At 41.3% G+C, this 15,129-nt stretch carries 18 protein-coding genes and 1 pseudogene; 11 read left to right on the top strand and 8 right to left on the bottom strand.

The genetic code is table 11. From position 1 onward, the window contains the following. Positions 1-212 precede the first annotated feature (212 nt). From JEP36_RS08425 to flgA, 3 genes are all read right to left on the bottom strand, one after another. A complete protein-coding gene (locus JEP36_RS08425; protein ID WP_109373857.1) occupies positions 213-653 on the bottom strand; it encodes a flagella synthesis protein FlgN in 441 nt (146 codons plus the stop codon). A 13-nt stretch (positions 654-666) separates the two neighbouring features. Beyond that, positions 667-966 (bottom strand): flagellar biosynthesis anti-sigma factor FlgM, encoded by a 300-nt coding sequence (gene flgM / locus JEP36_RS08420; RefSeq protein WP_109396479.1) that lies wholly within the window; start codon positions 964-966, stop codon positions 667-669. A 465-nt stretch (positions 967-1,431) separates the two neighbouring features. Continuing rightward, positions 1,432-2,088, bottom strand: coding sequence for a flagellar basal body P-ring formation chaperone FlgA (gene flgA, locus JEP36_RS08415; RefSeq protein ID WP_198619827.1), 657 nt, complete (start codon positions 2,086-2,088; stop codon positions 1,432-1,434). Positions 2,089-2,297: 209 nt separating this feature from the next. On the opposite strand from flgA, the gene flgB reads away from it, so the two are divergent. The 11 genes from flgB to flgL all read left to right on the top strand — a co-directional run bounded on the left by flgB (position 2,298) and on the right by flgL (position 12,467). Next, positions 2,298-2,708, top strand: coding sequence for a flagellar basal body rod protein FlgB (gene flgB, locus JEP36_RS08410; protein WP_072068529.1), 411 nt, complete (start codon positions 2,298-2,300; stop codon positions 2,706-2,708). Positions 2,709-2,718: 10 nt separating this feature from the next. Further along, positions 2,719-3,123: a flagellar basal body rod protein FlgC gene (gene flgC / locus JEP36_RS08405; protein WP_006533173.1), complete on the top strand. Its 405-nt coding sequence runs from the start codon at positions 2,719-2,721 to the stop codon at positions 3,121-3,123. A gap of 12 nt (positions 3,124-3,135) precedes the next feature. Beyond that, positions 3,136-3,966 carry a flagellar hook assembly protein FlgD gene (locus JEP36_RS08400; protein ID WP_196534223.1) on the top strand — a complete coding sequence of 277 codons (831 nt, stop codon included), beginning with the start codon at positions 3,136-3,138 and terminating at the stop codon, positions 3,964-3,966. A 27-nt stretch (positions 3,967-3,993) separates the two neighbouring features. Next, complete coding sequence (gene flgE / locus JEP36_RS08395) at positions 3,994-5,244, top strand: flagellar hook protein FlgE (protein ID WP_198619829.1); 1,251 nt, start codon at positions 3,994-3,996, stop codon at positions 5,242-5,244. 21 nt (positions 5,245-5,265) lie between these two features. Further along, on the top strand, positions 5,266-6,021 hold the full coding sequence (locus JEP36_RS08390) for a flagellar basal body rod protein FlgF (protein WP_198626598.1): 756 nt from the start codon (positions 5,266-5,268) through the stop codon (positions 6,019-6,021). 19 nt (positions 6,022-6,040) lie between these two features. Next, complete coding sequence (gene flgG / locus JEP36_RS08385) at positions 6,041-6,823, top strand: flagellar basal-body rod protein FlgG (RefSeq protein WP_109373796.1); 783 nt, start codon at positions 6,041-6,043, stop codon at positions 6,821-6,823. Positions 6,824-6,886: 63 nt separating this feature from the next. Continuing rightward, positions 6,887-7,630, top strand: a complete 744-nt coding sequence (locus JEP36_RS08380) for a flagellar basal body L-ring protein FlgH (protein ID WP_198630081.1) — start codon at positions 6,887-6,889, stop codon at positions 7,628-7,630. Between the two features lie 14 nt (positions 7,631-7,644). Then, complete coding sequence (locus tag JEP36_RS08375) at positions 7,645-8,751, top strand: flagellar basal body P-ring protein FlgI (RefSeq protein WP_099075765.1); 1,107 nt, start codon at positions 7,645-7,647, stop codon at positions 8,749-8,751. Next, positions 8,751-9,737, top strand: a complete 987-nt coding sequence (flgJ, locus tag JEP36_RS08370; protein WP_109373795.1) for a flagellar assembly peptidoglycan hydrolase FlgJ — start codon at positions 8,751-8,753, stop codon at positions 9,735-9,737. The genes JEP36_RS08375 and flgJ overlap by 1 nt, the downstream gene beginning before the upstream one ends. A gap of 117 nt (positions 9,738-9,854) precedes the next feature. After that, entirely contained in the window at positions 9,855-11,495 is a 1,641-nt protein-coding gene (flgK, locus tag JEP36_RS08365) for a flagellar hook-associated protein FlgK (protein WP_198630080.1), read from the top strand. A 27-nt stretch (positions 11,496-11,522) separates the two neighbouring features. Continuing rightward, on the top strand, positions 11,523-12,467 hold the full coding sequence (gene flgL / locus JEP36_RS08360; protein ID WP_198619832.1) for a flagellar hook-associated protein FlgL: 945 nt from the start codon (positions 11,523-11,525) through the stop codon (positions 12,465-12,467). A gap of 87 nt (positions 12,468-12,554) precedes the next feature. Here flgL and JEP36_RS17775 read toward each other — a convergent pair. From JEP36_RS17775 to fliO, 5 genes and pseudogenes are all read right to left on the bottom strand, one after another. Next, positions 12,555-12,680, bottom strand: a pseudogene (locus tag JEP36_RS17775) (GNAT family N-acetyltransferase); the annotation flags it as partial. Positions 12,681-12,836: 156 nt separating this feature from the next. Beyond that, complete coding sequence (gene fliR, locus JEP36_RS08355) at positions 12,837-13,619, bottom strand: flagellar biosynthetic protein FliR (RefSeq protein ID WP_098942426.1); 783 nt, start codon at positions 13,617-13,619, stop codon at positions 12,837-12,839. Positions 13,620-13,624: 5 nt separating this feature from the next. Beyond that, entirely contained in the window at positions 13,625-13,894 is a 270-nt protein-coding gene (gene fliQ / locus JEP36_RS08350) for a flagellar biosynthesis protein FliQ (protein ID WP_069367481.1), read from the bottom strand. 15 nt (positions 13,895-13,909) lie between these two features. Beyond that, entirely contained in the window at positions 13,910-14,680 is a 771-nt protein-coding gene (gene fliP / locus JEP36_RS08345; RefSeq protein WP_232797659.1) for a flagellar type III secretion system pore protein FliP, read from the bottom strand. Beyond that, a complete protein-coding gene (gene fliO / locus JEP36_RS08340; RefSeq protein ID WP_198630079.1) occupies positions 14,680-15,126 on the bottom strand; it encodes a flagellar biosynthetic protein FliO in 447 nt (148 codons plus the stop codon). The genes fliP and fliO overlap by 1 nt, the downstream gene beginning before the upstream one ends. Positions 15,127-15,129 lie beyond the last annotated feature (3 nt).

The following is a 15,129-nucleotide window of genomic DNA, read 5'->3' as shown; positions in this document are numbered from 1 at the left end:
GTGGTCTTTTTTGTGTTTGTAATGGTGTGGTAATAAAGGCTCAAATAAAAGCCAATGTTTAGAGAAGAAAATGATGTGCCACGAAAGGATGATAGATAACAGTGCTAGTGTGATCTGCTGGTGGCTTAAAGTGAGAGGTGTTTTATTGGAAAAGCAAAACGCTATCAATATTGATAGCGTTTCGTGTGAATTCTGATAATTATTGAAAAAACCTAAACCTGAATTTTACGCCCAGCCAGAGTTGAACGCTGTGCTTGCCCATCAGAACCATAAAGGGTTGGGCTGTGGTTCTTCTGCAAAAAACGGATAGCATCACTATTACGAGAGATGTGTTGATCGAGTAGTAATCCGTTATGTTGATTTAAATATCTTAACTCCGCCGTGATGTCTATTATCTGTGTCCATAAATCAGATAAGAACGGCAACCCTGTATAAGGTTTTTCTACACCGGCTTGTTGGCTTAGCGTATGACGCTGTTGGTCTGTATGACCTAAAGCAGACAAGACAAAATTCTTCTGTTCAGTCACTTCGTGCAGGGCATTGATATCAATATTACCTGCGCATAATAACTGTTGTTCAGCACGTAAAATACCCGCAATGGTATTAAGCTGTGATAATTGAAGATCTAAAGTCTGGCGGAGTTCTTCCATCATAATCATTAAAATATTATTGAGTTATGCTTTCAGCAGCTTCACGGAAAAGAGCATCCGCAATTTTACCACTGTCCATGGTTAATGTTCCGTTGGCAATTGCTTCTTTCAAGTGAGCAACTTTCTCAACGTTAATGTCTTTATTTCCAGGTTGAACAAGTTTTTTCTGCGCTTCACTAAGTTTTACAGAAGTGTCGCCTGTTGCAGTTTTTTGTTCAGTTGTTCCCGATTTACGAGAGCCCTGAGTGATTTCACTCGGGTTGCGTTGTGCAATTGCGTTAATCGGAAGCAGTGGATTTGCGCGTTCAATACTCATAGGAAAATCCTTTGTTAGGCATCAATTAATAGTCAGATGAAGCCATTGTAAAACAACCTATGTGTTTTCGCCTATCATCTTGTTTCTTTATATCGGCTGTGAAATCAAAAACTTTAATCTTAGTCGTGATACTCGTTATACTTTAAGCTGTAGCGTTGTTAGCTACATTCACTCGCACTAGTCACACTACTCGTCATACTTCAAGCCGTAGCGGTGTTGACCGCATTCACTCACACTAGTCACATACTTATGTATGCTCCTAGCGATTCGTTCATTTGTCGCCTAGCTACAACTTGAGTTATTTAGAGTATCTATATGCGATGTTTTAAATTATTGTCTAACTACAGCTTTAATTATTGAGAGTGAAAAATGTAGCGCAAGAGAGTTTACCTTGGCTTGCCATAACTGAAACGGGTAACAAGCAATTCAATATAGGCTTATTCTGCTTATCAGCTTTTTTATCCATTAAAGAGGGATGCGTACAGAGCCGTTTTCAAGTGCTTCGCCAGTGACAATTTGGCCTGATTTAACTCTCACTCGAATGGTTTCGTTGGCAACCGCGTTGTTTACAGCTTTGCCTTCATAACGGATCTGAAAGTGAGGGCCTTGTGCAAATACGGTGACGGTTTGTCCTGCCAAAATAGCCCAAGGGCGACGAACCATTGTGGAGGTTAAAGGTTTTCCTGCGGATATTTGTCGCATTGCGATCGCATTTTTAATTAATGCGGGATCACGTAATACATCATAAGGTAATTTTTCTAATTCGCCCGTTGCCGTACTAATAGCAGACGTTTCAATAATATCATCACGATTGATGTCTTTTTTCGCGATTAAGTATTCACCATTAACGCTAACATCAATTTGAATAAAACGACGTTGCTTATCGCACTGAATTGGGATTGAAAGACGTCCCCAATTACGAGAGCCAGCATGACGTTGGATCTCTTGTGTTTGGCAGACAGGCCATTTCTCTTCTGGCGTTAAAACTGTCACAGTCACTTTATCGTCTTGTTGGTGAAGTGCGACAAAGAAATCTTGCAGTTCTTCAGGCAGTGATTTCGCGATACTCACATTCACCATAAAGAAAAAAGAAAATAGACCGATAAGAGTTCTAACTAACATAATTTGTATCACCTTACAGAGTTGATGCTAATTGTGCGTTTGTCATTATTTAGCAATAACAGTGTACATCGACTTTGCACGCCTTAAACGCATAAATAGCAATCCAATTTACGCCTATTCCTCCAATCATCTTTTTTTTGAGCGTTTATTCTGTCAACTGAAATTGTTTTATCAGCTGAGGTAAGTGGCTTAGCCACCAAGGATAGAAGATGCTCGATAAATTAGAAAATACGTTTCATTTTCAACAAGAAGCGCTCTCAATACGCAATAAACGCCAAGAAATTCTCGCTGCGAATATCGCAAACGCAGATACCCCAGGCTTTCAGGCTCGTGATATTGATTTTGCTTCTGAATTGAAGAAAACCATTGAAAACGGACGTACTGGTAGTCATGGCATGCAATTGGCGATGACATCAGAGCGCCATATCCCGATCAAACCCGGTTATCGCTTAGAAGCGGACTTACTCTATCGCGTGCCTCATCAAACTGCGATGGATGGTAATACCGTGGATATGGACATGGAACGTAGTAATTTTGCTGACAATAGCCTTAAGTATCAGGCTGATGTGACATTTATTAATTCACAAGTTAAAAGCATGATGTCTGTATTGCAACAGTAGGGTAAAGAGCATGTCTTTATTTAGTATTTTTGATATTTCAGGTTCAGCACTTTCAGCGCAATCTCAACGTTTAAACGTAAGCGCTAGCAATATGGCAAATGCCGACAGTGTTGCGGGCCCAGATGGTGAACCTTATCGTGCAAAACAGGTTGTTTTTCAGGTAAACGCACCTGCTGGTCAAGAAGTTGGTGGTGTTCGTGTCACTGAAGTGGTGGATGATCCTGCTCCATTTCGCATGGAATATCAGCCGGGACATCCTTTTGCCGATGAAAAAGGGTATGTACGTATGCCGAATGTTGATGTTGTGGGTGAAATGATTAATACCATTTCTGCTTCAAGAAGCTACCAAGCTAACGTCGAAGTGATGAACACGGCAAAATCGCTGATGCAAAAAACACTGATGATAGGTCAATAGGGAGAATAAATTGTGGGTATTTCCTCCTCAATGAATGAACCTTATGATAATACCATTATCGGGGATACACCTTCTTCATACCATACGAAAAAAAGTGGTAGTGAGGATATTAAAGGGAATTTCCTGACACTTCTCATCACTCAGATGAAAAATCAAGATCCAACAAACCCAATGCAAAATAATGAGTTAACCTCCCAGTTGGCTCAAATTTCAACCGTTGAAGGCATTGAAACACTGAATAAAACAGTGAATAACATTGTTGGACAGATTGATCAAAGTCAGGCGTTGCGCGCTTCTTCTCTAGTAGGCCGTGGTGTTATGGTCTCTGGGAATAAAATTGTTGTCTTTCAGCCAACCGACGGTAAAGGTGAAACTGAAAAGCCCAGTGATGGGGATGACACAATTCCAACACCTGATACTCAAAATGAAAAAACGCGCCAGCAAATGGGAATATATAAATCAGGTGATACTGACCCAACTGCGCCTAGCGATGAACACCTATTTTCAACACCTTTTGGTTTTGAATTACTCAGTCCAACCGATTCTCTTACGATAAACATCACTAATGCCAGTGGTGCTACCGTTCGTACAATCCAAATGGACAAAAAGATGCTACCGGATGTTTATAACTTCTCTTGGGATTGTACTGATGAAGATGACAATCCTGTTCCAACTGGCAGTTATAAATTTACCGTTAACGCCACGCTTAATGATGCTCAGGTCCCTGTTAAGACACTGAATTATGCGCTGGTGAATAGTGTGTCCATGGTGGATGGTGGTGCCCGCCTTGATGTTGGCTTAGGTAATACCGTTTCATTGGATGAAATTCGTCAGGTTCTTTAACTAACACATATTCAACTTGGAGGGCGCATGTCCTTTTCACAAGCAGTAAGTGGTTTAAACGCAGCAGCCGCTAACTTAGATTCTATCGGTAATAATATTTCTAACTCCGCAACCTATGGCTTCAAAGGTGCAACTGTCTCTTTTGCTGACGTTTTCGCCGGCTCTGGTGCAGGTCTAGGTGTTAAAGTGGCAGGCATTAGCCAAAACTTTAAAGACGGTAGTATCACAACCACTAACCGCCCAACAGACGTAGCGATTTCTGGCGGTGGTTTTTTCCGCATTGAAGACCAAAACGGTGGCGTTTTCTATTCACGTAATGGCGAATTCGGTAAAGATAAAAATGGTTTCCTGACTAATATGCAAGGTATGCGTATTACAGGTTATCCAGTACAAGTTGTTGATGGTAAAAACGTTGTTCAAAAAGGGGCAACACCAACACCTATCGTTATTCCTACCGATATGATGAATGCCAGCGCAACCAACAAAATTGATATGGCGGTTAACCTGAACTCTGGTGAAGATAAACCCGCTAAAGCTCCATTTGATGCTAAAGATGGTGATACATATAACTTTAGTACTAACGTTACCACTTACGATAGCTTAGGTAATGAACATAATCTGAACTTATTCTTTGTAAAAACGAATGACAATGAATGGAAAGTTTATGGACAAGATACATCAACTAAGACTGCTGGTGGTACTCCAACTCTTCACCAAGATTTAGGGACTTTAAAATATACTAAGTCAGGTGTATTAGAGAGTTATACCGCAGCGGGTGTAACACCACCAGCATTACCAAGTATGTCTATTGATTCTTTAAATGGTTCTGCTGTAGGCAAAATTGAACTTGATTTCACCGGTAGTACCCAACAAAAAGTTGCTGAATCAAGCGTTTCTAAATTAGCGCAAAACGGTTACCAAGCGGGTGAATTCACCAATTTCCGTATTGAGCAAGATGGCTCCATTATGGCGACCTACTCAAACCAACAAAGCCAAGTTGTTGGTCAAATCGCACTCGCTAACTTTGCAAACCCAGGCGGCTTAAGCTCACAAGGCGACAACATGTGGTCTGAAACTAACGGTTCAGGTTCACCAATCGTGGGTGTTGCAGGCGCTGGTGTATTCGGCAAATTAACCAATAACGCATTAGAAGCGTCTAACGTGGATATGAGCCAAGAGTTAGTCAACATGATCGTTGCTCAACGTAACTATCAATCAAACGCACAAACCATCAAGACTCAGGATCAGATCCTGCAGACTCTGGTTAGCTTGCGCTAATAACGCAGGAAATAATCTGTTATGGATCATGTGATTTATACCGCGATGGGCGGCGCCAGACATTCGATGGAAAACCAAGCTGTCGTGGCGAACAACTTAGCAAACGCATCAACGCCGGGATTCAAAGCGCAGCTTAGTGCAATGCGAGCCGTACCTGTCAATGGCGATACCTTACCAACTCGTACATTAACGGTAGCCTCAACGCCAGGTAGCGATCAGAGTCAAGGAACGATGAACTATACCGGCAGATCAATGGACGTTGCTTTAAGTGATAACGGCTTTTTGGCCGTTCAACTTGAAGATGGCACAGAAGCGTATACCCGAAACGGGAATATCCAACGCAACGCTGATGGCATGTTAATGGTACAAGGGCGTTTGTTAATGGGCGATAACGGTGCGATTGAAGTGCCTGCTCAAGCAAACGTCAGTATTGCCAATAACGGTATTGTGACTGCGCATGTACCGACTGATCCACCGAAAATGTTGGGTCAAATTGGTCGTTTGAAAATGGTAAAACCAGAGCAAAACGACTTAGTTCGTGGCGATGATGGTTTATTCCATTTATCCCCTAAAGGGGCTGCGCGTGCCGGTGAGGAATTACCTGCGGATGATAGCGTGAAGGTGCTAGCTGGTGTTTTAGAAGGCAGTAATGTTAATCCAGCAGAAGCCATGGTCGATATGATAGCAAACGCAAGACGTTTCGAAATGCAAATGAAGGTTATCCATAGCGCTGATGAAAATGCGCAAAAGGCTAACCAATTGCTATCACTGAGTTAAATAGTGTAAGGGGAAAACCATGATCCGTTCTTTATGGATTGCTAAAACTGGGTTGGATGCACAACAAACTAACATGGATGTGATTTCCAACAACCTCGCAAACGTCAGCACCAATGGCTTTAAACGCCAACGTGCGGTTTTCGAAGATTTACTGTATCAAACGATCCGCCAGCCGGGTGCAATGACATCAGAACAGACGAATGCACCGTCAGGTTTACAAATTGGTACAGGTGTTCGTCCTGTTGCTACTGAGCGTTTACATAGTCAAGGTAACTTGGCTCAAACAAACGGTACTCGTGATGTGGCGATTAAAGGACAAGGTTTTTTCCATGTTCAGTTACCTGATGGTACAGATGCTTATACTCGTGATGGTTCTTTTCAAATGGATCAAAATGGGCAATTAGTGACAACTAGCGGTTTCCAAGTTGTTCCAGCCATTATTTTACCTGATACCGCCAAAAAAGTGATGATTGGTCGTGATGGTACTGTCAGTGTTGAAATTGAAGGCTCACCTGCACCACAACAAGTGGGTCAATTGACGCTAACAACCTTCATTAATGACAGCGGATTAGAAAGTGTTGGTGAAAACTTGTACTTAGAAACCGCAAGTTCTGGCGCACCTACTGAGAATGCCCCAGGTATCAACGGCGCAGGCTTGTTGTATCAGGGATATGTTGAAACCTCTAACGTTAACGTAGCTGAAGAGCTGGTCAATATGATCCAGACTCAACGTGCTTATGAAATTAACAGTAAAGCGATTTCAACATCTGATCAGATGTTACAGAAACTAACGCAACTCTAATTTCGTTTGTTTATTAGCCTGACAGGGGTTCCTGTCAGGCGTATTACTAAAAGAGTATCGAAGATGGATACAAAGGTCATTACTGACAATTCTGGGGCAAGAAAGCTTAGTGTCAGATGGCGTCGTCATCAACGTTTAGGTACCGCCCTGTTGGTACTGACACTGGCGGGATGCGCACATATACCCAAAAAACCGTTAGTAGAAGGTAACACAACGGCGGTTCCAACGGCACCAACAGCACCTGCACCTAATGGCTCTATTTTTCAGTCAGCTCAGCCTGTTTATTTTGGCTATCAACCTCTATTTGAAGACAGACGTCCTCGAAATATTGGCGATACGCTAACGATTACATTGCAAGAAAACGTGAGTGCAAGCAAAAACTCATCCGCAAATGCGAGCCGTAATGGCAAAGCAGGATTCGTTGCTTCGATCACGCCAAGATTTTTGGAAGGATTGTTTGGTAATAGCCGTGCTGATATGGGAATGGAGGGAAACAGTGACTTTGGCGGTAAAGGTGGCGCAAATGCAAACAATACCTTTAAAGGCACCATCACTGTTACCGTCGATCAGCTTCTTGCCAATGGAAACCTGCACGTTATCGGTGAAAAGCAAATTGCTATCAATCAAGGTACTGAATTTATCCGTTTTTCAGGTGTTGTGAACCCAAGAACAATCAGTGGTGCTAATACCGTAAATTCAACCCAAGTTGCTGATGCTCGTATTGAATATATCGGAGACGGTTATATCAATGAAGCACAGTCTATGGGATGGCTACAACGCTTCTTCTTAAATGTATCACCTTTTTAATGAGTAGGGTCCAGATGAAAAAAATAGCGATGAGCCTTTTCTTTATCGTGATGACATGTGTCGGTTTTTCCGCTCATGCCGAACGGATCAGAGATCTCACCTCTGTTGAAGGGGTAAGAGAAAATGCGCTGATTGGTTATGGTTTGGTTGTGGGATTAGATGGAACGGGTGACCAAACAATGCAAACCCCGTTTACCACGCAAAGTCTGAATAACATGCTCTCACAATTGGGGATCACAGTACCACCTGGCACCAATATGCAATTGAAAAACGTTGCAGCGGTAATGGTAACTGCAAAATTACCGCCTTTTGGTCGTACAGGGCAATCAATCGACGTCGTTGTTTCATCCTTAGGTAATGCCAAAAGCTTACGTGGTGGTACGTTGCTGATGACACCATTAAAAGGTGTCGATAATCAGATTTATGCTTTAGCACAAGGCAATATTGTTGTCGGAGGAGCAGGGGCATCTGCGGGTGGTAATAGCGTTAAAGTGAACCAGTTAGCGGGTGGACGCATTAGCAGCGGAGCTATCATTGAACGTGAACTGCCTTCGCAATTTGGTCAAACAGGTCTGCTGAACCTACAACTGAATGAAGAAAACTTCACTTTGGCACAACACATCTCTGATACCGTTAATAAATTGCGCGGTGTAGGTACAGCTATTCCTTTAGATGCCCGTACAGTTCAATTGCGTGTTCCTATTGGTAAAAGTGAACAAGTACGTTTTCTGGCTGAAGTTCAAAACCTTGAAATTAAACGTGTTGTTGCAGATGCGAAAGTGATCATTAATGCAAGAACAGGTTCTGTTGTTATGAATCGTGATGTGACATTAGGAAGCTGTGCTATTGCTCAAGGCAACCTTTCCGTTACGGTTGATAGCCAAGTTAATGTAAGCCAACCTAATACTCCGTTTGCAGGGGGTAGCACTGTTGTAACGCGTAATACTAGCGTAAATATGAGTGAACAAGGTGGTTCATTACAACAAGTGAATGCAAGCGCAAGCTTAAACGAAGTGATCCGCACATTAAATGCACTTGGTGCAACACCAACAGATTTAATGTCAATTTTGCAAGCAATGGAAAGCGCGGGTTGCTTACGTGCGAGACTGGAGATTATCTGATGAAAGATTTATCTCTGCTTTCTTCAATGCCGACGATGTCTGCGCCGGCATATGACAGTAATGCATTGAATAAACTTAAATATCAGGTTGGGCAAAATGCTGATCAGCAAGGGCTGCGCCAAGTGGCGCAGCAACTTGAAGGTGTTTTTGTTCAAATGATGTTAAAGAGCATGCGTGATGCTATTCCTCAAGAAAGCATGTTCAACTCAGAAAGTACCAAGATGTACACCTCTCTTTATGATCAACAAATCGCTCAAGACTTATCACAAAAAGGCTTGGGCTTTGCTGACATGATAGAAAAACAACTTTCTGCCAAAGTCACGCTAGACCCAAGTGAAATGGCGGGCAAAACACCTATGCCATTAGATGGTAGTGATATATTTCAATCCATGCCAACGCAAGCATTGGGGCAAATTTATCGTGCGATGCAGCCCTATCAAAATGCAGTTGAAAGTACGATTGGCAAGCTTAAGGGCTTATCTGAAAGCAGTGCTTCTTTTGCTTCAAAACTGTTAGGGCCTGCAAAACAAGCCACAGAAGGTACTGGTGTACACCATCTTTTAGTTGTTGCTCAGGCTGCACTTGAATCAGGTTGGGGTAAGCGTGAAATTCTAACAGGTGACGGTAAACCGAGTTATAACCTGTTTGGTATTAAAGCAGGAAGTAGCTGGAAAGGGCCTGTTACGAATATCATGACAACTGAAGTGATCGATGGTAACTCGATTAAAATGCGTGACAATTTCCGTGTTTATGGCTCATATGTTGAAGCTATTCAAGATTACCTTAGATTGATCACTGAAAGTCCTCGCTACGCTAAAGTACCTCAAGCTCAAACTCCTGAACAAGCGGCTTACCGTATCCAAGAAGCAGGCTATGCTACCGATCCGGGTTATGCCAAAAAACTGGTTTCAATTATTGGTCAATTAAAAGGAAGTGGTGAGCAAGTTGCTAAAACTTATACTCACGATTTAAGCGACCTATTTTAATCATTTTCCCCTCAAGTTTAGAGGGGAAGAACCGATAATAAAGACCAGAGCATCCATTTAACTTGCCAGCTATGCTCCGTGCATACGGGTGATGACTAAACGTAAAAGGATAGACAAATGTCCAACAGTTTAATTAATACAGCGATGAGCGGACTTAATGCGGCACAAGCTGCGATGAGCACTGTGAGTAATAATATCGCTAACCAAAATGTGAAATGGTACAACCGTCAAATGACTGTTTTTAATGAAAACAGTGGCACAATGACCGGTAATGGTTATATCGGTAATGGTGTTAATGTTAGCCGTATTCATCGAGAATATAACGAATTCCTTGCTGGCCAAATGAACCGTGCAATGGCAAAACAAAGTGCTTTAAACAGTTATACCAAAAATATCTCACAAATTAATGATTTGTTAGCAGATAAAGGGAATGACGTTTCGAGCGCAATTGACGAATTTTTTACAAGCTTACCTAACGTTACCAATAACGCAGAAGATAATCCTGCGCGTACAACCGTTATTGGTAAAGCGGAAGCGATGGTTAATATGTTTGCTAAAGCAGACCAATCATTGCGCGATCTAGAAAAAGATATTAATAGTCAGGTCACTAACACCTCTAAAAATATCAATGAATATACAAAACAGATCGCAAAATTAAATAATGAAATCAGTCGTGCTAAAGGCTTTAATGGCGCTGAACCTAATGATTTATTAGACCAACGTGACCGTTTAGTTCAAGAGCTAAACACACTGGTTGATGTACAAGTGACTCAACAAGACGGTGGTTTTGTTAACGTCACATTTGCTAATGGTTTGCCATTAGTGTCTGGTACTCGTGCTTATGAAGTTTCTGCTATTCCATCTAATAAAAACAGCGAACGCCTTGTTATTGGTTATAGCAACGGTATTGATGAAGTTCGTGAAGTGGATGCAAAACGTATTAAAGGTGGCGAACTCGGCGGTGCTTATCGTAGCCGTGAAGAAGTGTTAGATCCAAGCCGTAATCAATTAAACCAATTAGCGTTAGTGTTGGGCGATCAATTTAATAAACAGCATGAGCAAGGTTTTGATTTAAATGGCGACAAAGGTGGAAAATTCTTTGACCTTGGTGGCGCTCATGTTATGCCAAACGGCAAAAACAAAGGTAATGCCACCTTTGATGTGAAATATACTGACACTAAAGAAGTAAAAGCGGCTGATTATACGGTTAAATATGACGGCAGCAATTGGAATGTGACGGTAGAGCCGGGTGGTCGTAAAGTTGCATCTAAAGTTGGTGCAACGGGCGAATTAGAATTCGAAGGGATGAGTATCAAAGTCAATGGTACACCACAAAAAGACGATTCCATTGTCGTTCAATCTGTGGGTAACGTGATTGCTGGTATGAAAGTTGCTTTGACTGATCCTAGCAAAATTGCGGCAGCAGGTTCTAAAGATACTGGCCCAAGCGATAACGAAAACATGAAAAAACTGTTTGAGTTACCCGATGAAAAAATTATTGATGGTAAAACAACAATTGCTGGTGGTTATGGCTCATTGATCAGTATGGTCGGTAATAAAGTGAATACCGCTCAAGTTGACTTTGATGCTCAGGTTTCTATCACTAAAAGTATTGTAGAACAACAACAGTCTGTTTCTGGCGTGAACTTGGATGAAGAGTATGGCGAGATGTATCGCATTCAAGAATATTACATGGCAAATGCGAAAGTTATTCAAACAGCAAACAGTATGTTTGATGCGATTATGCAAGTTCTCTAAGCCTTCATCAGAATAAGGAATAACACGGTGCGTTTAAGTTCAAATCAAATTTTTAGTCAGCGAGTGGACAATATCACCAGTTCGCAAAGCAAATGGATGACTGAAGGAAATAAAATCTCCAGTGGTCGTCGCGTTGAAAAACCATCAGATGATCCAATGGCGGCTTCTCAAGCGGTGATGGTTAAACAATCTGAATCGCGTAATCAGCAGTATGCGACAGCTCGTGGATTTGCAAAAAACAGTATGTCTTTGCAAATGAGCTTAGCAAGCCAAATGGTGAATATTACAACCAAAATTCAAGAAACACTGGTTGCAGCAGGTAATGATGCAACATTAAGTGATGAAGACCGTTCGTCTTTAGCTGAACAATTAGCTGGTTTAAAAGACCAGCTAGTGGGTATTGGTAATACAAAAGATGGTGTGGGGCGTTATATTTTTGCAGGCTTCCAATCAGACAAACCTCCTTTTGTCGCTGATGCAACAGGCAAAATCACCTATCAAGGCGGTGATAAGCAAATTACCCAAAAAGTAGATAGTAATATTGAAATGGTCACTAACTTTACAGGGATCGAAACATTACAATCTTCAGGTAGTAAAGGGACAGAGCCAGACATTTTTAATGCCCTTGATGATGCGATTACAGCATTGCGTGACCCTTTAACAGGTAAATCACAAGCTGAGCGTGATGCTGCATTAGATAAAATTGATGCGGCAAACCGTATTAACCGTGCAACGCTAAATAATATTTCTAGTGTTGAAGCTAAATTAGGCTTACAACTTCAAGAGCTTGATAATTTAGATGATTTAGGTGCGGATACGTCTTTAAGAAATGCAAAACGTTTAAGCGAATTGCGTGATTTAGACTGGACACAAGCAATTTCAGATTATTACCAAGAAGAGTCTGTATTACAAGCTTCTTATAAAGTCTTTAACGACATGAAAGATATGTCGATGTTCAAAATGTATCGCTAATTATTTAGTTCGGTTCTAAGACATTTTGATATCACCCCTGGTATTTATTTATCAGGGGTTTTTTTTTATTGAATACAACAGATGAGTTCATTTCTTTAATGCTAGAAATAAAGTGTCTTTTTGTATTGAAGAGGCTTTAAAACCATTATGAAGATAAAACTGTTTTGCATTTTCTGTAAGAGCATGAACCATAATCGTTTGAACGCCCGCATTGACCGAGGGTTTACGGCGTTTTTCGCTAAAATGATGACAGGTATAATGATATACAAGGATTGTGGAATAAATGACCATTGATGGCTAGAGTGAAAACAGATTAATTTTAATGAGTGAGATGAAAAATAACTAATTAAAAGTTAATAATCCGAAATCTCAAGAAACCAACTGTTGCAATATCAATGTAATACGATTAAACGTATCGCTAAAGACACGCTCTGTAAACACAGGTAATGCAGGCATAATCATGGATAATGCTAACATACCGATAGTCAGCGTAAGAGGGAAGCCAACCACAAAGACTGAAAGTTGTGGTGTCATTCGGTTTAGAATACCTAATGAAAGGTTGAGTACTAAAAGTAGAGTGATTAATGGCATGGCTAACATCATACCGTTAATAAAGATTGTGCCACCACTTTGAACTAAAGTGAGAATACCTAATGAGTTAAACGTCTGATTTCCAATAGGAACAACATAGAACGTATCAACTAATATAGACAATAGCCATAAATGTCCATCAAATACCATAAATAATAGCATTGTTAGCATATTAAAAATACGTGCCAGAATAGGCATATTAGGGCCACCTGATGGATCGACGAAGGTGGCGAATGAAAGCCCCATCTGTAAACCAATCACTTCACCTGCATGACGAACAGAAGCGAACGCCAACTGCATTGATAACCCTAGAATTGTGCCAATTAGAATTTGTTGCAACAGTACCCAAAAGGCAATAAGCGAGAATAAAGGGACATTACTTTGCGGTAAGCCTGGTGCAACTAATGCGGTAATTAAAAAGGCGAGCGCAATGCGAAATTTTTTAGGTGTCTGCTTTTCACTAAATAGCGGTGCAGTGCTAAAAAGGGCGAGTATACGCACAAATGGCCAGAAAAAATCACTAATGTAGCCGTTAAGCATTTCACTGGTCAGGGTTATCATTGCTATTAACCAATCATCCCAGGAATGCCAGTAAATAAGTTATGCATATAATCGACAAGTAAACTTAACATCCAAGGACCAGCAACTAAAATAGCAGCTAATACAGCAAGAATTTTTGGAATAAACGACAATGTCATTTCGTTTATCTGCGTTGCAGCTTGAAGCATACTGATCACAAGACCCGTCACTAGGGCGGACAATAAAAGAGGGCCAGCTAGTGATAAAGCGATTTTCATCGCTTCAGTACCTAGTGCTAAGACGGATTCTGGTGTCATGGGGTTACCTCTGCGCTAATTGAAAAAGCTTTGTGCAAGCGAGCCTAGTATTAATTGCCAACCATCTACTAAAACAAAAAGCATGAGTTTAAATGGCAATGAGACTGTGGCAGGTGGCACCATCATCATACCTAGCGCCATTAATACACTGGCAACAACTAAGTCGATAATAAGAAAAGGAATAAAAATCATAAAACCGATTTGGAAGGCGGTTTTTAACTCACTCGTAATATAAGCAGGCACCAAAATACGCATTGGTACACTTTCGCGAGTTTCAAACGCAGGCGCATCGGCAAGACGAGCAAACAGAGCTAAGTCAGTTTCACGCGTTTGTTGCATCATAAACTGACGCAAAGGTTTAGAGCCATTCTCTAAGGCTTGCTCGAAGGTAATTTGATCTTCAGTAAATGGCATATAGGCATCTTGATAAATTTTATCAAAAACCGGTGCCATAATGAAAAAGGTCATAAATAACGCCAAACCAAGAACCACTTGGTTTGGTGGTGCAGAAGGTGTACCTAAAGCATTACGTAGTAATCCAAGGACAATAATAATGCGGGTAAAACTTGTCATCATCAGCAAAATAGCAGGAATAAACCCCAACGCTGTAATGAAGATTAATGTTTGTACTGGTAATGACCAACTTTGACCACCACCCGGTAAAGGCTGTGTAATAACACTCGGAAATTGGGCAAACGCACTGGTAGGTAACAAGATTAAAACCAGCACACTAGCGAAGAGACGCCAACGCTTTAATGCGTTAAAAAAAGTGACACACTGATGCATTATGAGTTGCCTTTATCTCGCTTTAGCGTTTTTTGTAATATTTGAGTAAACAATGGCGATGTTGGTGATGAGTTCGCTTCCTGCGAGGCTTTATCAGGGACGGGTAATTTATGCAGCAGATTTACCTGCGATGCAGTTACACCTAATACGAGCCATTCCTGTTCTACTTCAACCACCACCACACGTTCTTTTGCACCTAATGAACAACTTGCTTTAACGCTAAGTTGTGCTGTCGTTCCTTTAAATGAACCACGGGTAAAGCCAAAACGGCGAAATAACCACATAGCAACAATAATAAGAACGATAATGCCTGCAAGTGCCGTGCTAACTTGAGCAAGACTTTGACCTACAGGCAACGGCTGTGTAGGTGTTTGAACAGTTTGTGTTGTAGCGGGTGCGGTAGTATTTACCGCACCTTGGCTGGAAAAGGAAGGAAGCTGTTCCATAGA

It is taken from the genome of Proteus sp. PR00208 (genome assembly GCF_016238545.1).
Lineage (GTDB): Bacteria > Pseudomonadota > Gammaproteobacteria > Enterobacterales > Enterobacteriaceae > Proteus.
This window is presented reverse-complemented; position numbering and strand designations above follow the sequence as displayed.